This is a genomic window from Nonomuraea sp. NPDC005730 (assembly GCF_040630865.1).
Classification (GTDB): Bacteria; Actinomycetota; Actinomycetes; order Streptosporangiales; family Streptosporangiaceae; genus Nonomuraea.
Window position 1 is genome coordinate 125,901 of the sequence record NZ_JBEXYK010000017.1, and the last position, 21,305, is coordinate 147,205.

General features: G+C 70.5%; 17 protein-coding genes. 1 reads left to right on the forward strand and 16 read right to left on the reverse strand.

Going from position 1 to position 21,305, the window contains the following annotated elements; all coding sequences use genetic code 11:
• Position 1: 1 nt before the first annotated feature.
• The 16 genes from proB to ABZ444_RS22045 all read right to left on the reverse strand — a co-directional run bounded on the left by proB (position 2) and on the right by ABZ444_RS22045 (position 20,125).
• Positions 2 to 1,132 carry a glutamate 5-kinase gene (gene proB / locus ABZ444_RS21970; RefSeq protein WP_357999777.1) on the reverse strand — a complete coding sequence of 377 codons (1,131 nt, stop codon included), beginning with the start codon at positions 1,130 to 1,132 and terminating at the stop codon, positions 2 to 4.
• A 662-nt stretch (positions 1,133 to 1,794) separates the two neighbouring features.
• Positions 1,795 to 3,147: a GTPase ObgE gene (gene obgE, locus ABZ444_RS21975; RefSeq protein ID WP_357999728.1), complete on the reverse strand. Its 1,353-nt coding sequence runs from the start codon at positions 3,145 to 3,147 to the stop codon at positions 1,795 to 1,797.
• 136 nt (positions 3,148 to 3,283) lie between these two features.
• Positions 3,284 to 3,541 (reverse strand): 50S ribosomal protein L27, encoded by a 258-nt coding sequence (rpmA, locus tag ABZ444_RS21980; protein ID WP_090773491.1) that lies wholly within the window; start codon positions 3,539 to 3,541, stop codon positions 3,284 to 3,286.
• A gap of 15 nt (positions 3,542 to 3,556) precedes the next feature.
• A complete protein-coding gene (gene rplU / locus ABZ444_RS21985) occupies positions 3,557 to 3,859 on the reverse strand; it encodes a 50S ribosomal protein L21 (RefSeq protein WP_357698913.1) in 303 nt (100 codons plus the stop codon).
• A 208-nt stretch (positions 3,860 to 4,067) separates the two neighbouring features.
• Entirely contained in the window at positions 4,068 to 7,304 is a 3,237-nt protein-coding gene (locus tag ABZ444_RS21990; RefSeq protein WP_357999731.1) for an Rne/Rng family ribonuclease, read from the reverse strand.
• A 144-nt stretch (positions 7,305 to 7,448) separates the two neighbouring features.
• Positions 7,449 to 8,201, reverse strand: coding sequence for a TIGR03936 family radical SAM-associated protein (locus tag ABZ444_RS21995; RefSeq protein WP_357999734.1), 753 nt, complete (start codon positions 8,199 to 8,201; stop codon positions 7,449 to 7,451).
• A 172-nt stretch (positions 8,202 to 8,373) separates the two neighbouring features.
• Complete coding sequence (locus ABZ444_RS22000; RefSeq protein WP_357999737.1) at positions 8,374 to 10,284, reverse strand: TIGR03960 family B12-binding radical SAM protein; 1,911 nt, start codon at positions 10,282 to 10,284, stop codon at positions 8,374 to 8,376.
• Positions 10,285 to 10,353: 69 nt separating this feature from the next.
• Positions 10,354 to 11,517, reverse strand: a complete 1,164-nt coding sequence (rodA, locus tag ABZ444_RS22005; protein WP_357999740.1) for a rod shape-determining protein RodA — start codon at positions 11,515 to 11,517, stop codon at positions 10,354 to 10,356.
• The gene (mrdA, locus tag ABZ444_RS22010) at positions 11,514 to 13,562 is read right to left on the reverse strand and encodes a penicillin-binding protein 2 (protein WP_357999743.1); all 2,049 of its coding nucleotides are present in this window, start codon (positions 13,560 to 13,562) and stop codon (positions 11,514 to 11,516) included. Before mrdA ends, rodA begins: the two co-directional genes overlap by 4 nt.
• Positions 13,559 to 14,023: a rod shape-determining protein MreD gene (gene mreD / locus ABZ444_RS22015; RefSeq protein ID WP_357999746.1), complete on the reverse strand. Its 465-nt coding sequence runs from the start codon at positions 14,021 to 14,023 to the stop codon at positions 13,559 to 13,561. The genes mrdA and mreD overlap by 4 nt, the downstream gene beginning before the upstream one ends.
• 90 nt (positions 14,024 to 14,113) lie before the next feature.
• Positions 14,114 to 14,992 (reverse strand): rod shape-determining protein MreC, encoded by an 879-nt coding sequence (gene mreC / locus ABZ444_RS22020; RefSeq protein ID WP_357999749.1) that lies wholly within the window; start codon positions 14,990 to 14,992, stop codon positions 14,114 to 14,116.
• Positions 14,992 to 16,023: a rod shape-determining protein gene (locus ABZ444_RS22025; protein ID WP_357999780.1), complete on the reverse strand. Its 1,032-nt coding sequence runs from the start codon at positions 16,021 to 16,023 to the stop codon at positions 14,992 to 14,994. Before ABZ444_RS22025 ends, mreC begins: the two co-directional genes overlap by 1 nt.
• 272 nt (positions 16,024 to 16,295) lie before the next feature.
• Positions 16,296 to 16,706: a nucleoside-diphosphate kinase gene (gene ndk, locus ABZ444_RS22030; protein WP_357999752.1), complete on the reverse strand. Its 411-nt coding sequence runs from the start codon at positions 16,704 to 16,706 to the stop codon at positions 16,296 to 16,298.
• A gap of 166 nt (positions 16,707 to 16,872) precedes the next feature.
• Positions 16,873 to 18,450, reverse strand: coding sequence for a hypothetical protein (locus ABZ444_RS22035; protein ID WP_357999755.1), 1,578 nt, complete (start codon positions 18,448 to 18,450; stop codon positions 16,873 to 16,875).
• 11 nt (positions 18,451 to 18,461) lie between these two features.
• Positions 18,462 to 18,803 carry a DUF4233 domain-containing protein gene (locus tag ABZ444_RS22040; protein WP_357984630.1) on the reverse strand — a complete coding sequence of 114 codons (342 nt, stop codon included), beginning with the start codon at positions 18,801 to 18,803 and terminating at the stop codon, positions 18,462 to 18,464.
• Positions 18,800 to 20,125 carry a folylpolyglutamate synthase/dihydrofolate synthase family protein gene (locus ABZ444_RS22045; protein ID WP_357999758.1) on the reverse strand — a complete coding sequence of 442 codons (1,326 nt, stop codon included), beginning with the start codon at positions 20,123 to 20,125 and terminating at the stop codon, positions 18,800 to 18,802. The genes ABZ444_RS22040 and ABZ444_RS22045 overlap by 4 nt, the downstream gene beginning before the upstream one ends.
• Before the next feature lie 155 nt (positions 20,126 to 20,280).
• Between ABZ444_RS22045 and ABZ444_RS22050 the strand changes: the two genes are divergently transcribed.
• Positions 20,281 to 21,114 (forward strand): carbohydrate-binding protein, encoded by an 834-nt coding sequence (locus ABZ444_RS22050; RefSeq protein WP_357999761.1) that lies wholly within the window; start codon positions 20,281 to 20,283, stop codon positions 21,112 to 21,114.
• The last annotated feature ends 191 nt before the right edge of the window (positions 21,115 to 21,305 follow it).

The following is a 21,305-nucleotide window of genomic DNA, read 5'->3' on the forward strand; positions in this document are numbered from 1 at the left end:
CTCACTGGTGACGGGTTTCCAGTATGACGATGTCATCGCGGTGGATCAGCTCGCGTTCATATTCCGGACCGAGCGCGCTGGCCAGCTCTTTCGTGGAGCGGCCGAGCAGCCCCGGGATCTCCACCGCGTCGAAGTTGACCAGGCCGCGCGCCACCACGCCGCCCTGCGGCCCGCACAGGTCGACCGGGTCGCCCGCGGCGAACTCGCCCTCCACGGACGTCACGCCGGCGGGCAGCAGCGACTTGCGCCGGCCCACGATCGCCTCGACCGCCCCCTGGTCGAGGTGCAGCCGGCCGCGCCCGGTGGTGGCGTGGGCGAGCCACAGCAGCCGCGTGCCGGGGTGCCGGCCGCCGGGGTGGAAGTAGGTGCCGATGTCGGCCCCGGTGAGCGCCTGGGCGGCGTGGGCGGCGGCGGTGAGCACGACCGGCACGCCCGCGCCCGTGGCGATCCTGGCCGCCTGGACCTTGGTCACCATGCCGCCGGTGCCGACCGCCGCGCCGTTCCTGCCCAGCTCGACGCCGACCAGGTCCTCGGGGCCGCGCACCTCGGCCAGCCGGCGCGAGCCGGGCCGGCTCGGGGGGCCGTCGTAGAGGGCGTCGACGTCGGACAGCAGCACCAGCGCGTCGGCGTGGATGAGGTGGGAGACCAGCGCGGCGAGCCGGTCGTTGTCGCCGAACCTGATCTCGTCGGTGGCGACCGTGTCGTTCTCGTTGACGATCGGCACGATGCCCAGCTCCAGCAGCCGGGCCAGGGTGCGCTGGGCGTTGGCGTGGTGGGCGCGGCGCATCATGTCGTCGGCGGTCAGCAGCACCTGGCCGACGCGCAGGCCGTAACGGGCGAAGGAGGAGGTGTAGCGCGCGACCAGCACCCCCTGGCCGACGGAGGCCGCCGCCTGCTGGGTGGCCAGGTCTCGTGGTCGCGCCGCCAGCCCCAGCGGGCCGAGACCCGCCGCGATCGCTCCCGACGACACCAGCACGATCTGCGCCCCGGCACGCCGCCGCGCCGCCAGGACGTCCACCAGGGCGTCGACCCGGTCGACGTCGATCATGCCCTGGGGGGTGGTGAGCGAGGAGGAGCCGACCTTGACGACGACCCTCGACGCTGAGCTGATCTGTTCCCGCACGCCTGACAGCCTATCCGCGCCCCACCCCCACCCCCGTCCCCCTTCACCCCCCGCAGAACCGCAACTCCCGCGCCCCTGCACACAACATCGCCACCCCGCCTAACGGATCGGCGACGCTCCCACCATGCGCCCCCAGCACCTGCACCCCGGAAAGACCACAGCGGCCCCCATGCAACCGCCGCCTTCCCCTGGTAGAACGACAGCAACCCACCCCACGGCCGCCTACCGCCCTTCACCCCCAAGAAACCTCAGCAGCCACCGCCTCCAGCCCCTCCATCCACCGCAGAGCATCGACGGTCCCCCGCACGCCCCCGCCTCCGGAGCCTTCACCCCAGAAGGGCCTCAGCGGCCCCCACACGGCCACCACCGCCTGCCCTTCACCTCCTGAAAAACCACAGCCGGTCCCGCCGCGCGACCGCCACCTCCAGCCCCGCCCTCACAGAACGGCAGCGATACCCAGCGCGGCCACCACCACCGGTCCCTTCGCCTCCCGTGGAACCACAACGGTCCCGCCGCGACAAACCACCGGCGGGCGCGTTCACGACGCGCCCACCGGCTGCGGTCACGCCAAACAGCGGTCACCAGACGGCGGTCACCAGACGGCGGTCACGTCAGAGGATGGTCACGCCAGACGGCGGTCACGCCAAGACGACCGTCGACCCCGGCAGCGGTCAGCCGAGGCGGTTGTCCGAGCCGCGTGGCCCCTGCCGCACCGACTCGGCGCTGAGCGTCGGCTGCCAGTCGAAGACGTAGCCGCCCTCCATCGGCCCGATGACCACCTCGGCCCCCGCCTTGGCGCCCGCCTTGACCAGCTCCGTCTCCACGCCGAGCCGTTCGAGCCGGTCGGCCAGGTACCCGACGGCCTCGTCGTTGGTGAAGTCGGTCTGCCGGATCCACCGCTCCGGCTTCTCGCCGGTGACCTGGAACAGGTTCTCGTTGACCCGCCGCACCTTGAACCCGGCGTCGCCGAGCTGCTTGGGCCTGATCACCAGTCGGGTCGGCTCCTCGACCGGCCTGTTGGCCCTGGCCGCCGCCACCCACTCGCCCATCGCGTACGTGAGCTCCCGCAACCCGTCGTGCGTGGCCGCCGAGATGACGAAGACCTGCAGCCCCCGCTCCTCGAACTCGGCCCTGACCAGGTCGGCCAGCTCCCGCGCGTCAGGCACGTCGGCCTTGTTCAGCACGATCATCCGCGGCCGGTCCTCAAGCTTCCCGTACGCCCGCAGCTCGGCCTCGATCACCTCGTAGTCGGTGAGGGGGTCGCGCCCCGGCTCCATGGTCGCGCAGTCGATGACGTGCACGAGCATGTCGCAGCGCTCGACATGACGGAGGAACTCGTGCCCGAGCCCCTTGCCCTGCGAGGCCCCGGGGATCAGCCCGGGCACGTCGGCGACCGTGAACACGTTCTCGCCGGCCGTCACGACCCCCAGGTTGGGGATGAGGGTGGTGAACGGATAGTCCGCGATCTTCGGCTTGGCCGCGCTCAGCGCCGCGATCAACGACGACTTGCCGGCGCTGGGGAACCCGACCAGCGCCACGTCCGCGACGCTCTTGAGCTCCAGCATGACGTCGAGCCCGTCACCGGGCTCCCCCAGCAGCGCGAACCCGGGCGCCTTCCGCCGGGCCGTGGCCAGCGCGGCGTTCCCCAGCCCGCCGTGGCCGCCCTGCGCGATGACGTACCGGGTGCCGGCCCCCACGAGGTCCACCAGCACCTCACCCGTGTTGGCGTCCTTCACCACGGTCCCGTTCGGGACGGCGAGGAGCACGTCGTCGCCGTTGGCGCCGTCACGGTTGGAGCCCTGCCCCTGCTTGCCGTTGTCGGCCTTGCGATGGGGACGGCGGTGGTAGTCCAGCAAGGTCGCGGTGTTGGGATCGACCTCAAGGATCACGTCGCCGCCACGACCGCCGTTCCCCCCGTCGGGGCCGCCGAGCGGCTTGAACTTCTCCCGGTGGATGGAGGCGCACCCGTTCCCTCCGTCACCGGCCTTGACGTGCAGGACCACCTGGTCCACGAAGTCCGGCATCCAGCTCTCCTCCATCAGCCCACCAGGGCATACAAGATCAATCACAACATGGCGCCCCCGCAGGGCCCCCAGAAAACGCCTAAGGGGTGGATCGACAGGCGATCCACCCCTTGAAGCAACACCGAAGCGAAGCTGATTACTCCGCGACGGGAACGATGCTGACGGCGCGACGACCGCGCTTGAGGCCGAACTGCACGTGGCCCGCGGCCAGCGCGAACAGCGTGTCATCGCCACCGCGGCCGACGTTGTCGCCGGGGTGGAAGTGGGTGCCGCGCTGACGAACGATGATCTCGCCCGCGTTCACCAGCTGGCCGCCGAAGCGCTTGACGCCCAGGCGCTGAGCGTTGGAGTCACGGCCGTTCCGGGTGGACGACGCGCCCTTCTTGTGTGCCATCTCTCAAACTCCCGATCAGGCCTGGTCGATACCGGTGATCTTCACCTGGGTGTACCGCTGACGGTGACCCTGGCGCTTCTTGTAACCGGTCTTGTTCTTGTACTTGAGAATGCGGATCTTCGGGCCCTTGGTCTCGCCGAGGATCTCGGCGTTGACCGTGAACTTGCCCGCCTCGGTGGTCACATCGCCGTCGTTGACGACGAGCACCGTCGGCAGCGTAACCGAAGAGCCGACCTCGCCGGCGACCTTGTCCACCTCGAGGACGTCACCGACGGAGACCTTCTGCTGCCTGCCGCCGCAACGAACGATCGCGTACACCGCGGAACCCTTCTACTGACTCGCTGTTGACCTCAGCCGCCCCGCATCGAGGCGGCCGCCGAATGCTGCGCCTATCATTCGGCCTGTCTCAAACCGACGAACCGAGTAAGCGCGCCAACAGGGCACGTCACCTGACGCACCGATTCACCAGGGTACCGCTTAACGGTGCCCTAGGCGAACCGGACGGATCGTCGGAAGCCTGCCGAGGCTACTCGGCGGACTTGGCTCGGCGGGAGCGTCGCCGCCCTCTGCCGGAAGTCTGGCTGGCCTGGTCGTCCTCAGCCGGGACGTCATCAAGCGCACCGGTCACGGTATCACGGCTGGCGGAGTCCTTGGCCGCGGAAACCTTGTCCGAGACCGCCTTCTCGATCGCCATCTTGCCCTGCGTGCCGCGCGGCTCCGGCTTGGCCTCGACCGGCTCGGTCGAGACGATCAGCCCGCGCCCGTTGCAGCACTCGCAGGACGTCGAGAACGCCTCCAGCAGCCCCTGACCGACCCGCTTACGCGTCATCTGCACCAGGCCCAGGGAGGTCACCTCGGCGACCTGGTGCTTGGTCCTGTCGCGCGCCAGGCACTCCAGCAGCCGCCGCAGCACCAGGTCGCGGTTGGACTCCAGCACCATGTCGATGAAGTCGATCACGATGATGCCGCCGATGTCCCGCAGCCGCAGCTGGCGCACGATCTCCTCGGCCGCCTCCAGGTTGTTCCTGGTGACGGTCTCCTCGAGGTTGCCGCCCTGGCCGGTGAACTTGCCGGTGTTGACGTCGACGACGGTCATCGCCTCGGTACGGTCGATCACCAGCGAGCCGCCGCTCGGCAGCCACACCTTGCGCTCCAGCGCCTTGCCCAGCTGCTCGTCGATCCGGTACGACTCGAACACGTCGCCCTGCCCGGTGTCCCAGCGCGACAGGCGCTCGGCCAGGTGCGGCGCGACGTACTTGACGTAGTCGTCGACGGTGTCCCAGGCGTCGTCGCCCTGCACGACCAGCGAGGTGAAGTCCTCGTTGAACACGTCGCGCACGACCCGGATCGTCAGGTCGGGCTCGGCCGACAGCAGCTCGGGCGGGCTGGCCGACTTGGCCTTCTTCTGGATGTTCTCCCACTGGGCCGACAGCCGGGCCACGTCGCGGGCCAGCTCGTCCTCGGAGGCGCCCTCGGCCGCGGTGCGGACGATCACACCGGCGTTCTCCGGCATGACCTTCTTCAGGATGCTCTTGAGCCGGGTGCGTTCCTTGTCGGGCAGCTTGCGGCTGATGCCGGTCATCGACCCGTCCGGCACGTACACCAGGTAACGGCCGGGCAGGCTGATCTGCGAGGTGAGCCGGGCGCCCTTGTGGCCGATCGGGTCCTTGGTGACCTGCACCAGCACCGACTGGCCGGACTTCAGCGCCGCCTCGATGCGCTTGGGCTGGCCTTCCAGCCCGGCGGTGTCGAAGTTCACCTCACCGGCGTACAGGACGGCGTTGCGCCCCTTGCCGATGTCCACGAACGCGGCCTCCATCGACGGCAGCACGTTCTGGACCTTGCCCAGGTAGACGTTGCCGACGTAGGACTGGCTGGCCTCGCGGTTGACGTAGTGCTCGACGAGCACGCCGTCCTCCAGTACCGCGATCTGCGTACGGTCGCCCTGGCGGCGCACCACCATCATGCGGTCGACGGACTCGCGGCGGGCCAGGAACTCCGACTCCGTGATGATCGGCGGACGCCTGCGGCCGAGCTCGCGCCCCTCGCGGCGGCGCTGCTTCTTGGCCTCCAGACGGGTCGAGCCGCGCACGCTCTGCACGCCGTCGGTGGCGGTCTCCAGGGAGGCGGCACGGCCGGAGCGCGGCGCGCGGATGCGCACCACCGTGTTCGGCGGGTCGTCGCTGGAGGGCTCCAGCGTCTCCTCGGTGCCGCGGCGACGACGACGGCGACGGCGACGCGAGCCGGCGGCCTCTTCCTCCTGGCCCTCCTCGCCCTGGTCCTCGCCTTCCTCCTCGTCGCCTTCCTCGCCGTCCTCGGCCTCGTCACGCTCGCGCGACTTGCCGCGGCCCCTGCCGCCGCGCCGGCGACGGCGACGACGGCCGCCGCCCTCCTCCTCCTGCTCGTCGGAGGTGTCGACGTCGCCCTCGTCCTCGACGACGGTCTCGTCGACCAGCTCCTCGATCTCCTCGGGCTCGGGCTCCGGCTCGGGCCGCCGGAGCACGGCGGGCTTGCCCTGGCTGGGGTCGGGGGCCTGGAACAGCGGCGCGAAGATGGCCGCCGGACGCTGGAACGCCGTGCCCGGCTCGTCGTGCCTGCGCACGCTCAGCCCGAAGGGGTCGGCGAGCAGGCTCGGGCGGTCGACGTCCTCGTCGAGATCCTCGCCGGCGGGCTCGTCGTCGAGCGGCTCGTCCTCGGGCAGGATCTCCAGGATGTCCTCGTCGGCCGCCTCGTCGGCCGCCTCGGCGGCCGAGGGCACGGTGACGGCCACCTCGACGTCGGAGGGCGTCGCGACGACCTCGACGTCGGCGCCGGCCGGCGCCTCGACGACGACCTCTTCGGCCTTCTTCCGCGTACGCCGCCGCTTCGGCGCCTCGGCCTCCTCCTCGGGGAGCGCTCCCGCGACCTCCGGCTCGGCCTTCTTCGTCGTACGGCGGCGCGTCGTGGTCGCGGTGGACCGCGTGCGCGTGGCCCTCTTGGGCTTCTCCTCGGAAACGTCGGCGGCTTCCACCACGGCGTCGGCCACGGCGGCCTCGACCACACTGGCCACCTCGCCGGCACCGGCCGGGCCAGCCGCGTACGCAGGGCCCTCGGCCTCAGGCGCGCCCGGACTCCGCACCACGGGCGCCACGACCGGCTCGGCCGCACCGGCCACCCGCTCGGCGGCCTCACGCTGCTCGACGACCGGCGCCACGACGGGCTCCACGACGGGCTCTGCCGACGTGCCGGCCTGCGAGGCGGCAGGGCTCTCGGCCTGCTGCGGCGCCGGCCCCTCGGGCACGACAGCCCCAGGCGCACCGGCCCCTTCGTACGCCTCGGCTCCGGCCGCGGCACCTTCAGGCGCGCCGGCCACAGCGGAGGTGTCCTGCGGCGCACCGGCTCCAGCCACGGCGCTCTCGGGCGCGCCGGGCTGTGCCTGAACGCCCTGCGGGCCGCCCTCGGCGGCTCCGGCCGGGCCTGCCGGCGTTTCGGCCGCGGGCGCCGCCGCGCGGGCCCGGGTTCTCCGGCCGCGCCCGGCGTCGGGCGCGGGCTCTCCGGCAGCACGCTGCGCGGCGTTGGTCTGCACCGGTTGCACGTCGGCAACCGACGGCGCGGCCTGGGCGGCCGCGACGGTGATCGGGGCGGTGGCGGCCGGCTCCTCCGGCAGCTCCGGCGGGGGACCCGCCGGGCGGCTCGCGGAGCGGCGGCGCCTGGTCACCTTGGGCTGTTCAGTTGTCTCCCCGTCAGGGCCAGTGGCCCCGGCGTTGGGCTCGTTGTCGAGCATGCGGGCGCTCTCCCGTCAGCTCCCGGGCGCGTCGCCGCGCCGCGCAGGAGCCCTCGTGTCTCGTTGTCCGCCCCCGCCTCCGGAAAGGAGGCGCGGGCGCCAAGTCCTGTCAGCGGTGGCGCCCCGCTCGCGCAGGGCACCTCCTTAGCCGACGACGTGCTCACCCGCCGGTCCCGCCTCGCCGCCGCGCGTGGTGTCGCGGTCAAGGCCGAGCGGGTCGGCAAGCGCACCGGTGCCGGCGTCGAGCGGCCCCTGCGCCAGCCTGGTCACCTCGGGGGGAACCGGCGGCGCGAAGTCGGCCACAAGGCGCAGCCCTGTGAGCACATCATCGGGTCGAACGGCAGGCGTCATGTGCCGAACAACCATGCGCAGTATGACACACGTCTGTCCTGGCACCTGAGCTGCGGTTCTGTCTGTTCCCTCGGACACCACGAGCCCCAGGACGGCCTCCCGCGCGTCGAAGCGCCGGGGGCCCTTCTTGGTGAGGCGCTCGACCTCCACGGTGCCCGCCGCGAGGAACTTCTGCACCGCCGTCTCGGCGAGCTCGCGATCGGCCCCGGGCAGGCGTATCTCCCAGTCGGAGACCTCCAGGCGGTCGGCCAGCCCCCCCGGGCCCGCCTGTACGACGTCGAGCACGTCGAGACCGGGCGGCAGTGACGCGTCCAGGCTGGACTTGACCTGCTCTGGGTCGCACAGCGTGGTGACACCGATCTCGAGGTATTCGGCCTCGCTGGCGACGCCGGTAGGCGCTGCGCCCGCGTAGGAGATCTTCGGATGGGGCGAGAAGCCCGCGCTGAAGGCCACCGGAATGCCGGCACGGCGGACCGCCCTCTCGACGGCCCGCGAGATGTCGCGGTGACTGGTGAAGCGCAGACGTCCGCGCTTGGCGTAACGCACACGAAGGCGCTGCACCGTAGGCGCGGGCGGAGGCCCGTCGGGAACAGGTTTCAGAGCTTTGCGTCCTTCCCTTGTAAGAGTTCCTTCTCCCAGGATAAGCCGCCGCGAGGCGTGTACGTGTACGCCGTGACACGGCTCGCCCACTGAGCGCGCCAGACCACTGTGAAGCGCGCTAGACCACTGTGAGAGGAAGGAGCTTGCGCCCTGTCGGGCCTATCTGGATTTCGGTGCCCATGGTCGGGCAGACCCCGCAGTCGTAGCACGGGGTCCAGCGGCAGTCTTCGACCTCGCCGCCGGACACGGCCTCCTGCCAGTCCTGCCAGAGCCATTCGCGGTCGAGCCCGGCGTCGAGGTGGTCCCACGGAAGGACCTCGTTCTCGGCCCGCTCACGCGTGGTGTACCAGTCGACGTCGACACCCGCCTTCTCGGCGGCCTGCATCCATCTGTCGTAGGAGAAGTGCTCGCTCCACCCGTCGAACCTGCCGCCGGCCTCCCAGACGGCCCTGATCACCGCGCCGACCCTGCGGTCGCCACGCGAGAGCAGGCCCTCCACGATGGACGGTTTGCCGTCGTGGTAGCGGAAGCCGATGGCCCGGCCGTACTGCTTGTCGCCGCGCAGCGAGTCGCGCAGCGCCTTGAGCCGCCGGTCGACGGTCTCGTGGTCGGCCTGCCCGGCCCACTGGAACGGGGTGTGCGGCTTGGGCACGAACCCGCCGATGGAGACGGTGCAGCGGATGTCGCGGCTGCCGGTCGCCTCACGGCCCGCCTGGATGACCTTCTTGGCCAGGTCGGCGATGCCGAGCACGTCTTCGTCCTGCTCGGTGGGCAGGCCGCACATGAAGTAGAGCTTCACCTGCCGCCAGCCCTGCGAGTAAGCGGTGGTGACCGTGCGGATGAGGTCTTCCTCGGTGACCATCTTGTTGATCACCTTGCGCATACGCTCGGAGCCGCCCTCGGGGGCGAACGTGAGACCCGAGCGCCTGCCGTTCCTGGAGAACTCGTTGGCCAGGTCGATGTTGAACGCGTCGACCCTGGTCGAGGGCAGGGACAGCGAGGTGTTGGTGCCCTCGTAGCGATCGGCCAGGCCCTTGGCGACCTCACCGATCTCGGAGTGGTCGGCCGAGGACAACGACAGCAGGCCGACCTCGTTGAAGCCGGACTCCTTGATGCCGTTCTCGACCATGGCGCCGATCGTGGTGATCGAACGCTCCCGCACCGGACGGGTGATCATGCCCGCCTGGCAGAAGCGGCAGCCGCGCGTGCAGCCGCGGAAGATCTCCACGCTGAACCGCTCGTGCACCGTCTCGGCCAGCGGCACCAGCGGCTTCTTCGGATAGGGCCACTCGTCGAGGTCCATCACGGTGTGCTTGTGCACCCGCCACGGCACATCGGACCTGTTGGGCGCGACACGCTTGATGCGCCCGTCGGGGTGGTAGTCGACGTCGTAGAACTTCGGCACGTAGACGCCGCCGGACTCGGCGAGCCGCATCAGCAGCTCGTCGCGCCCGCCGGGACGCCCCTCGGCCTTCCACTCGCGGATGACCTCGGAGATGGCGATCGAGATCTGCTCGCCGTCGCCGAGCACGGCCGCGTCGAGGAAGTCGGCGATCGGCTCGGGGTTGAAGGCCGCGTGACCGCCGGCGAGCACGATCGGGTCGTCCTCACCCCGGTCGACCGCGTTGAGCGGGATCCCGGCGAGATCGAGCGCGGTCAGCATGTTGGTGTAGCCCAGCTCCGTCGAGAACGACAGGCCGAGCACGTCGAAGGCGCGCACCGGCCGGTGGCCGTCGACGGTGAACTGCGGCACGCCCTCGGCCCGCATGAGGGCCTCCAGGTCCGGCCAGACCGCGTAGGTGCGCTCGGCCAGGGTGCGGGGCAGCTCGTTGAGGATCTCGTAGAGGATCGCCACGCCCTGGTTGGGCAGCCCGACCTCGTAGGCGTCCGGGTACATCAGCGCCCACCGCACGTCGGCGGAGTCCCAGTCCTTGACGGTCGAGTTGAGCTCACCCCCGACGTACTGGATGGGCTTCTGCACCTTGGGCAGCAGCGCTTCCAGGCGGTGGAATATCGACTCGACAGGCATACCGTCCAGGGTAGCGGCGCGCGGACGGTGACAAATCCGGCCCACCGGCGGACGGCCCCCGCAACGCGCTCAGTCGAACGACTGCCGCCGCACTCTGATGGCCAGGAGCAGCCCTACCGCCATGAGGTTCGCGAACGTGGCAGTGCCGCCGTAGGACACGAAAGGCAGCGGCAGGCCGGTGATCGGCATGATCCCGATCGTCATCCCGACATTGATGAACGTCTGGAACGCGAACCAGCACACGATCATGCCCGCGACCAGCGTGCCGAACCGGTCGTCGCAGTGCCTGGCGACCTTCAGCCCGCGCAGCAGCACCACGCCGAGCAGCAGCACCACGGTGACCGACCCGATGAACCCGAACTCCTCCCCCGCCACCGTGAAGATGAAGTCGGTGTGCTGCTCGGGCACGAACCGGCCGGTCGTCTGCCCGCCGCCGAAGAGCCCCTTGCCCAGCAGCTGCCCGGAGCCGATCGCGATCAGCGACTGCGTGCTGTTGTAGCCCACCCCGCGCGGATCCACCTTCGGATCGACGAACGCGGTGAACCGCGCCACCTGGTACGGCTCCAGCAGGTTGAACCAGAACACGCAGAACACCCCGGCCGCCGCCACGAGCACCAGCCCCACGATCCACCGCTTGCGCACGCCCCCGATCACCAGCCCCGCGGCCGTGATCACGGCGAGCACGAGCGCCGTGCCGAGGTCGGGCTGCAGCATCACCAGCCCCATCGTGATGCCCGCCGCGATCAGGGCCAGCGTGATGTCCAGGCCGCGCGGCCGGTCGCTGCCCTCGGCGGGCTGGGCCAGCAGCATCGCGATGATCAGCAGCAGCCCGACCTTGGCGAACTCCGACGGCTGCACCGCGAACCCGCCGCCGAGCAGGATCCACGAGTGCGACCCGTTGATCGTCGCGCCCAGCGGCGTGATCACCAGCGCCAGCCCCACCAGCGACACCAGATACACCAGCGGCGCGTACGCCCGCATCGCCCGATGGTCGACCATCGCCACCACGGCGCACAGGGTCACGCCGATGACCTCGTTGAGCAGGTGTTTCTTGACCAGCCCGGTGGCGCCGGGCGCCCACGTCCGGGTCGAGGACCACACCAGCAGAGTGCCGATCAGGCACAGCCCGGCCACCGCGACCAGCATCAGCCCGTCCATGCGCCGAACCACCGAGTGCTCGCCGATGGCCCGCTGGATGAGCGAGGGCCGCCGCGCGGCCACGGCGCGGTTCATTGGTGGATCACCGTCCCGTCGGGCGCGAACTTCGGCAGCTTGGTCGGGAGTCTTCCGCCGGGCACGGCGGCCGGCTCCCCCTTGAAGCCGTAGATGCCCTCGTAGATCTCACGTGCGGCCGGCGCCGCGGTCGAGGCGCCCATGCCGCCCTGTGACACCATGACGACCACCACGAACTGCGGATTGTTGGTGGGCGCGAACGACGCGAACCACGAGGTGTCCTTCTTGCCCCACACCTCCGCGGTACCGGTCTTGCCGCCGATGCGCACCTTGTCCATCGGGAAACCGGTGAACGCCCCCGCCGCGGTGCCGTCGGAGGGCACCTGGCTCAGCGCGCTCTTGATGTAGGCGCGTTCCTTGTCGCTGATCGGCAGCTTGCCCACCACCGGCACGTCGATGGTCTTGACCACCTTGCCGTCGGGTCTCACCTGCGCCCACCCGATGCGCGGGCTGCGGACCTTGCCGTCGCTCACCAGCGCCATGTACGCCCGCGCGAGCTGCATCGGCGTCACCAGGACGTCGCCCTGCCCGATCGCGAAGTTGGCCGAGTCACCGGGCCGCAGCAGGAAGCCCTCGGTGCAGTTCTCCAGGGCCAGGCGTTTGAGGAAGTCGGCCCGCGCCCGGTCCTTCTCCTCCGGATATCCCTTGCGCGACCGCTCGCAGCTCGTGGCGCTGGTCCGGTTCCACAGGTCCTTCTTCCAGGCCCGGTCGGGGATGCGCCCGGAGGACTCGCCCGGCAGGTCGACCCCGGTCGGCCGGCCGAAGCCGAAGGCCCTGGCCGTGTTGGCGAACACCTCCTTCGTGCGCTTCTTCGGGTTGCGCCCGCCGTCCTTCAGGTACTGCTCGTACGCCGCCCGGTAGAAGATGGTGTCGCACGACTTGACCAGCGCCGTGTGCAGGTTCATCTGCCCGAGGCCGATGCCCCGGAAGTTGCTGAAGGACCGGTCGCCCACCATGTACGCCCCGGGGCAGTCGTACGTGCCGTTGATCGGATACCCGGCCCGCAACATCGACGACACCGACGACACCTTGAACGTCGAACCGGGCGCGAACTGCCCGTTGATCGCCCGCGACACCAGCGGCTTACCCGACTTGTCCGACAACAGCCACTGGTACCCCTTGGCCGAGATGCCACCGGCCCAGATCTCCGGGTCGTACCCCGGCGCGCTGGCCACCGACACCACCCGCCCGGAACGCGCGTCGAGCACCACCGCGGCGCCGCCGTCCGCCCCGGGCGCGTTCTTCATCGCGTGCGCGAGCGCCTTCTCCGTCACCGCCTGCACCCGCGCGTCGATGCTGGTCACCAGGTGGTCACCGGCGACCGGCGGCACCTGCTCCTCGACCCCGAGGGCCTTGCCCATCCGGTCGACCTGCACCCTGCGCAGCCCCGACTTGCCGCGCAGCGCGTCGTCGTAGACGTACTCGATGCCGTCGCGCCCCGCCAGGTCGACACCGGAGAAACTGGCCTTGAGCCCCTCGCGCTTCTCCAGCTCCGCCTCGGTCACCGGCTGCAGGTAACCCAGCATCTGCGCCCCGGCCCGGCCGCCCGGGTACTGCCGGACGGAGTGGATCTCCGCGGTGACCCCCGGGAACTCCTCCTGCCGCTCCAGGATCTGCAACGCCTCGCGCGTGTCCACCTTCTCGTCCAGCGGAACCGGCTGGTACGGCGACCCCGTCCAGCACGGCTTGCCCACCCCCGGCCCGCAGGGCGTGATGCGCTGCCGCAGGTCCTTGACCGGCCGGTCGAGCACCGAGGAAAGCCTGCGCAGCACGCTCATCCCCCCGCCCGGCATCCTGTTCAGCTTCGTCCGGTCCACGGACACGACCAGCGCCGTGCGGTTGCGCACCAGCGGACGCCCCGACGAGTCGAGGATCTGCCCCCGCACCGCGGGCACGATCACCGTGCGCGTCCTGGTCTCCATCGCCCTGGTCACGAACTCCTGGCCGCGCACGACCTGTACCTGCCACAGCCGTACGGCGAGCACGACGAGCAGCAGCACCACCAGGACGTGCAGCACCAGCAACCTGGTACGCATGCGGATCATGTCGAGAACCTCGGCTGTCTCCCCCGGGTGGCCAGCCAGATCACCACCGGCGCCACGATGAGCGTGTAGAGGACGGTGACGGGCACCTGCTGGGTCAGCGTCGCCAGCGACACCCGCGGATCGGACAGCAGCCCGGCCACCCCCACGGCCACCAGCGGCGCGATCAGCACGCACAGCACGACGGTCGTCGCCGGCCCGCCCGCGCCCCGCCCCGCCACATAACCGACCAAGGCCAGCACGAACGCGTACTGGCCCATCAGATGCGCCGTCGGCGGCACCAGGTCCACCAGCAGCCCCGAGAAGAACCCGACCATCGCCCCCGCCACCGGCCCCCGGTCGAGCGCCACGCCCACCACCGCCAGCAGCACCAGGTCAGGCGCGCCGCCCGCCGGCAACGGCAGCCGGTTGACCAGCATGACCTGTGCCAGCAACGCCAGCACCACGACCATCGCCCCGATCACCGCGCCTCCGTCCCCGCCGAAAGCAGCACGCTTCTCATCCCCCGATCACCACACCAGCAGCGGCCTCGCCGGGGGCCGTGCCGTCGCCGATCACCGCGCCCCCTCCTTGACCGGCAGCACCGCGTCACGCGGATCCCGCTTGGGCCCTTCGACCACCACCCCGACCACGTCGAGCGCCGTCAGGTCGGCGAACGGCCTGGCGTAGGCGATCCGGGTCAGCTCCCCCGGCGTCGACTCCACGCGTTCGATCACCCCGATCGGCACCCCCGGCACGTACGGCCGCCCGTTCTTGGAGCCGAAGCTGACGATGCGCCCGCCCCGCTCCATCGGCGCCGTCGAGTCGAGCAGGCGGAACTGCACGAGCCGCCCGTTCTCGCCCACCCCGTGCACCACGCCGATCTCCTGACCGCCCTCCAGCCGCCCCCCGGCGGCCGAGGCGGGGTCGCTGAGCAGCAACACCGTGGAGGTGGCGGGCGAGGCGTGGATGACCCGGCCGACCAGCCCGTCACCGTTGAGCACCGTCATGTCGGGACGCACCCCGTCACCGGTGCCCACGTCGATCTGCACGCTGTCCTCGAACCCCGGCTGCCCGCGCCTGGCCACCACGTTGGCCGTGACCACCTTGTAGCCGCCGGTGCCGGAGAGGCCGAGCAGCTTCTTCAGCTCCGCCGAGCGGGTGGCGTCGAGCGTGCTGGAGGACAGCCCGGCCCGAAGCCTGGCGTTCTCCTCCTGCAGCTGCTCGATGTGCCGCTGCGCGCTGGGCGCGCTGGCCAGGGCGTGCAGGAAGCCGCCGAGGGGACGCACCACGCCCCCGCCGAACCGCTCGGCCGCGCCGAACACCCAGGACCCCGCCGAGCGCAGCGGACGCAGCGGTGAGCTGTCGCCCGCACGATGGTCGATGGTCAGGACGACCAGCGCCACCATCAGCAGCACTCCCAGGATCAGCCGGGCCCGGCGCGAATCTCTCATCAGTGCCGCGACTCCGGAACCAGCACCTGCTGCAGGGCCTCGAACTCCTCAGCGCACTTGCCCGAGCCGATGGCGACCGAGTCGAGGGCGTTCTCCACCAGGTGGACGGGCATGCCGGTCTCGGCCTTGACCCGCTCGTCGAGGCCCTTGAGCAGGGCACCGCCGCCGGTCAGGGCGATGCCGCGGTCCATGATGTCGCCCGCCAGCTCGGGCGGGCACTTGTCGAGGGTGGTCTTCACCGCGTCGACGATCGCGTTGACCGGCTCCTCGGTGGCCTTGCGGATCTCCTCGCTCGACACGATGATCGTCTTGGGCAGCCCGCTGACCAGGTCGCGCCCCCGCACCTCGGCGTGGGACTCCTCGCCGTTGGGGCAGGCCGACCCGATCGCCATCTTGATCTCCTCGGCGGTGCGCTCGCCGAGCATCAGCGAGAACTCCTTCTTGGCGAACGTGATCACCGCTTGGTCGAGCTCGTCGCCGCCGATCCTGATCGACTGGCTGGTGACCACGCCGCCCATCGAGATGATGGCCACCTCGGTGGTGCCGCCACCGATGTCGACCACCATGTTCCCGGTGGGCTCGTGCACCGGCAGCCCGGCCCCGATGGCGGCGGCCATCGGCTCCTCGACGATGTAGACCTTCCTTGCGCCGGCCTGGTATCCGGCTTCCTTCACCGCGCGCTGTTCGACGCTGGTGATGCCGCTCGGCACGGCGATGATGATGCGCGGCTTGGCGAAATGGCGTCGTCTGTGCACTCGTTGGATGAAGTAGCGCAACATCCGTTCGGTGACGTCGAAGTCGGCGATCACGCCGTCCTTCAGCGGGCGGATGGCGACGATGTTGCCGGGCGTACGACCGATCATTCGCTTTGCCTCGATGCCCACCGCCACGATCTTGCCTGTGGTGGTGTTGATCGCTACGACTGACGGCTCATTGAGCACGATGCCCCGGCCACGCACGTACACCAACGTGTTGGCGGTGCCCAGATCGACCGCCATGTCACGGCCGAGAAACGCGAGCTTGCTGCCCATGGGGAACGGAGCCCTCCGTATCGTCGTTCGCGAATGACTACGGATCGAATTCGAATCGTAACGTGACGTACCCACCAGTGAGCGCAATGAGCCCTCGCGCTCCACAAAAATCTCCAGCCCCTACCTCAACCTGGATTTTGCCCGAATTGCACCCACACGACCGGATCACCTGCGCCGACGCCTGCCAGACTCGGTGAACGCTACAACTCACCGCCGACAAAAGACGCGCCCGCGCGGCGTGAGGCCGGCGGGCGCGCGGGTGAAGCTGACTGCTAGAAGCGGTCAGGGAAGAAGATCTTGATCTCCCTGGCCGCGGAGTCGGGCGAGTCGGAGCCGTGGACGACGTTCTCGCCGATCTCCAGGGCGTGGTCGCCGCGGATGGTGCCGGGGGCGGACTTGACCGGGTCGGTGGCGCCGGCCAGCGCACGGAAGGCCTCGATGGCGCGCGGGCCCTCAAGGACCATGGCCACGAGCGGCGCCGAGGTGATGAAGTCGACCAGCTCGCCGAAGAACGGCTTCTCGGCGTGCTCGGCGTAGTGCGCCTTGGCGGTGTCGGCGTCGAGGGTGCGCAGGTCCATCGCCACGACCTTGAGGCCCTTGCGCTCCACGCGGGCGATCACGTCACCGATGAGGCCACGCTTCACCCCGTCGGGCTTGATCAGGACAAGAGTGCGCTCGGACACGTGTGGTTCTCCTTTGAACAGATTCGGGTCGCGGCTACGGGCGCCTGGCCTGACCACGAGGGCGCTCCGCGGGACACGGGCCCTCGCGTCGCCATAGCCGTCGCTCAGCTTACCGTCCGCGCCCACACCCTCGGCGCCACAGGCATGACGCGCGCGGGCGAGGACTTCAGGACCGCTCGCCGTCCTCCGGCGATGGCGCCTGCGGCGGCACCGCGGGCGCGGGCTCGGCAGGCTCGTCCTGCTCCGGCGCGGGAGAACCCTCGGGAACGACCGAGCCCCACGTCGTGACCGGCTCCTGCGCCGCGCCTCCGCGCTCGCGACCGGCCCCGACCGCGACCGCGACCTCCGCCGGCTCGCCGCCGGACGGCGGCTCCTCCTCCCGGGACGGCCGCCGCCCCATCACCGCCGCCAGCACGATCACGCCCACCAGCAGGAACCCGCCGATCAACGCCCACCAGTGCAACGCGCCCACGAAGCTGTCGACCAGCTCCTGGCGCGACCCGACCCCCTCCAGCATCCACATCTGCACGCCGGTGCCCAGCAAATAGCCCGCCAGCACGCCCGCGACGCCCAGCGACAACCCGAACACCGCCGCCCCGATACCGACCTCGCCGAGCGTGGCCGTGACCGCCACGGTGGCCCCCACCGCGAGCAGCGTGAACGGCACCGCCAGCACCAGCCCGTCGGCCGACGGGACGACCAGCCGCACCGAGCACAGGCCGACCACCATCGCCAGCAGCCCGAGCGGCGCCGCGAGCCGCCCCACGCCCCTGGCGAACAGCCGCACGCCCACCCCGGCGACGACCGCGAGCACCGCCGCCACCCCGAAGGGCGTCCACAGCCCACGCAGCCCCGGCCCGCCCAGACCGCCCATCTCCACCAGCGTGACCTGGGCCGTGCTCGGCAGCAGCACCACCCCGACGGCCACCATCGTGTACGCGTGCGTGCGTCCTTCCGCCCGTCCGATCGAGCCGAGCGCCAGCAGCCCGGCGATCGCCACCCCCGCCAGCAGGATCACCGGGACGACGCCCCACCCCGCGCTCGCCGTGCTGACCGCCATGACCGCGATGCCCGCCGCGGGCACGGCCGCGAGCAGCAGCCGGCTGCGCTCCCTGGCGTCCGGCGCGGGCGCGGGCCGCCGCCCGGCGAACCTCCAGACCACCAGGTACGCCGCCGCCAGCGCCAGCGCGACCCCGGTGGCCATCGGGTAGGGCTGCAGCGTGACCTTCCAGCTCGTCACGTCGACCAGCGGCCAGAGCGCGAACGCCTGAGCCTCCAGCAGGCTGACGCACAACACCCCGGCCCACAGGCCGCGCAGCGCGGGCGTACGGTCCCAGACCGCCACCAGCGTGGCCGGCACGATCAGGCCGCCGCCGACGCCGCGCAGCACGCGTACGACCCCGACGACCAGCTCGGAGGCCGCGTATCCGCCCGCCGCGTCGGCCACCGCCACCAGCGCGAGCCCCGCGACCAGCACGTGGGCCACCTTCAGCCGCCGCAACGCGACGGCCGCCAGCGGCACCGTCAGCATCAGGGCGGGCAGCGCCAGCCCGTGCGTACGACTCAGTCCGATCTGGTCGAAGTCGCCCGGCAGCAGATCGGCGACCACGGACAGCGTGTTGGGTATCGCGACGATCGCCAGCGGCAACGCCACGAGGACGAGCAGCCCGAGCACCACGTCGAGCAGCCAGGCATGTCTGAGGCCAGCCGGATGCGGCGACCGTTGAATCGGGGGGACGGCCATGTAGGCCGACTTTAGCGGGAAGTCACGCCCTCGACACGGCGAGCTACGATAATCGCGGTGATCCACAGCGCCGCGAAGATCGCGCCGAGGAAGAACATGGTCGGCACGAGGAAGCCCGTGGCGATGGCCAGCACCTGGATGACGCTGCCCATGACGTACCCGAAGGGCCGCTTGAGCAGGCCCGCGGCGACCACGCACAACACCGCGAGCCCGATGCCCACCGTGACGGCGAGCGCGGGGGCCACGCCGCCCACGGTGATCGCCACCGGCGTGATGAGCCCGGCCACGATGGCCTCCATGCCGAGCACGCTCGCGCCGAGCCTGCGCATGCCCGGTGTGACCTCGAAATTCATCTCACACCATCCGCCTTGAGCAGATGCCGGGCATCTCCGGCCGTGACCACTGAACCGGTGATGAACACCCCGGTCCCGCTGAACTCACCCTCGGCGTCGGCGATGCCGATGCCCCTGTCGATGGCCTCGTCGAGCCGTTCGACGACGTGCACGCGGTCCTCGCCGAACAGCGGCACGGCCAGCGCGGCGAGCTCCTGCGCCGACAACGACCTGGGCGAGGAGTTACGCGTCACCACGATCTCGTCGAGCATCGGCTCCAGCAGCTCCAGCAGGGTCTCGACGTCCTTGTCGCGCATGACCGCGACCACGCCGATCACCTTGGCGAAGTCGAAGGCCTCGTGCAGCGCCTCCAGGCTCGCCTCCAGCCCGCCGGGGTTGTGCGCCGCGTCGATCACCACCGTGGGTGTGTGCCGTACGACCTCCATCCGGCCGGGCGAGGCCGCCTGGGCGAACGCCTGGCGCACCAGGTCGGCGTCGAGCGGATCGTCGCCACCGGTCAGCGCCTCGACGGCGGCCAGCGCGCACACCGCGTTGCTCGCCTGGTAGCTGCCGTGGAGCGGCAGGTAGATCTCGTCGTAGACGCCCTTGAGCCCGCGCAGCGTGAGCAACTGCCCGCCCATCGCCAGCTCTCGGCCGAGCACGCCGAACTCCAGCCCTTCGCGCGCCACCACCGCGCCGACCTCGGCCGCGCGGCGCATCAGCACCTCGGCCGCGGCCAGCTCCTGCTGAGCGAGCACGGTCGTGGCGCCCGGCTTGATGATCCCGGCCTTCTCCCCGGCGATGCTCGGGATGTCAGGACCCAGACGATCCATGTGATCGAGGGAGATGGGTGTGATGACCGACACCAGGCCGTCTGCGACGTTCGTCGCGTCCCATGACCCGCCCATGCCGGCCTCGATGACCGCGACGTCTACCGGCGTGTCGGCGAAGGCCGCGAACGCCATGGCCGTCAGCAGCTCGAAGAACTGGATGCGCCGGTGCCCCTGCGCGTCGGCCAGCTCGACGTAGGGCGCGATCTCCTCGTAGACCTCGGCGAAACGCTCCTCGCTCAACGGCTCGCCGTCGACCGTGATGCGCTCGCGCACGGTGACCAGGTGCGGGCTGGTGAACCGGCCCACCCTCAGGTTGCGCTCCCGAAGCAGCGCCTCGGTCAGCCGCGCCGTGGTCGTCTTGCCGTTGGTGCCGGCGATGTGTATGACCGGGTACGCCCGCTGAGGCGAGCCGAGCAAATCCATGAGCGCAGCGATCCTGTCGAGCGTCGGCTCGAAATCCCACTCGACGCCCCGCTCCAGGATGGCACGTTCAACCGCACGATAATCCACCCCTCAACCCTACTGACCACGCGTAGCGGTCTGGACGCGGGGCAAACATATCGTGAATCGTATAGAAAATTAGAGGGTACTCACCTCCGCCGCAGGGTGCCACCTTGGAGAACAGCCTGCTTTACCCCCCAGCAGGCGCTTTCAAGGAGGCCATCGTGGAAGGCGAGAACACTCGCGAGGAAAGGCAGCGCGGTATCACCAGGAAAGCGCTGTTCAAGGCGGCTCTCATAGCGACACCGGTCCCGTTCCTGATCGGCGAGGTGCCGGCCCTGGCCCGCACCATGGCAGGGACCGGCCAGCAGCTTGAGCCCACCCCGTTCTGCGACGACGGTGACGATCTCACGATCTCGCAGACCGAGGGCCCCTACTTCAAGCCCAACTCCCCCCAGCGCTCGACCCTCCCCGGCTCGGGAACCCCGCTGACGGTGAGCGGATACGTGTTCGGACTGTCCTGTCAGCCACTGGCGAACGTCCTGCTCGACTTCTGGCAGGCCGACACCAACGGCAACTACGACAACGTCACGTACAACTTCCGTGGGCACCAGTACACGAACGCCCAGGGGGCCTTCAAACTCACCACCATCGTGCCCGGCCTCTACCCCGGCCGTACCCGGCACATCCACGTCAAGGCGCAGGCTCCGGGCCGCGGGATCCTCACCACGCAGCTCTACTTCCCGGGCGAACCGCGCAACAACACCGACAGCATCTACGACCCGAGACTGCTCATGAACGTCCGCCCCGTCGGTTCGGGGAAGGAAGCGACGTTCGACTTCGTGCTCAACGTCCAGGGCGTGCCACCCACACAGACGCCTACTCCCACGCCCACGACTAGCCCGTCTCCGGGCGGCGGAACCTGGAAGGTTGGGGTGACCTACCAGGCGGGTGACCAGGTGACCTACGGCGGGTCGACGTACCGGTGCCTGCAGGGGCACACGTCACTGACTGGCTGGGAGCCACCCAACGTCCCGGCCTTGTGGCAGCGCGTCTGACCCACTGGTCCCCGAACGCACAAAAGGGCCACCCCGGCTGCTGGGGGTGGCCCTGTTCGTGTTGCCATGCTTTTGAACGCGAAGAAGCCCCACACAAACCGTGTGGGGCCCCTTCAAAAGATTGTCCGGCGGTGACCTACTCTCCCACACCCTCCCGAGTGCAGTACCATCGGCGCAGAGAAGCTTAACTT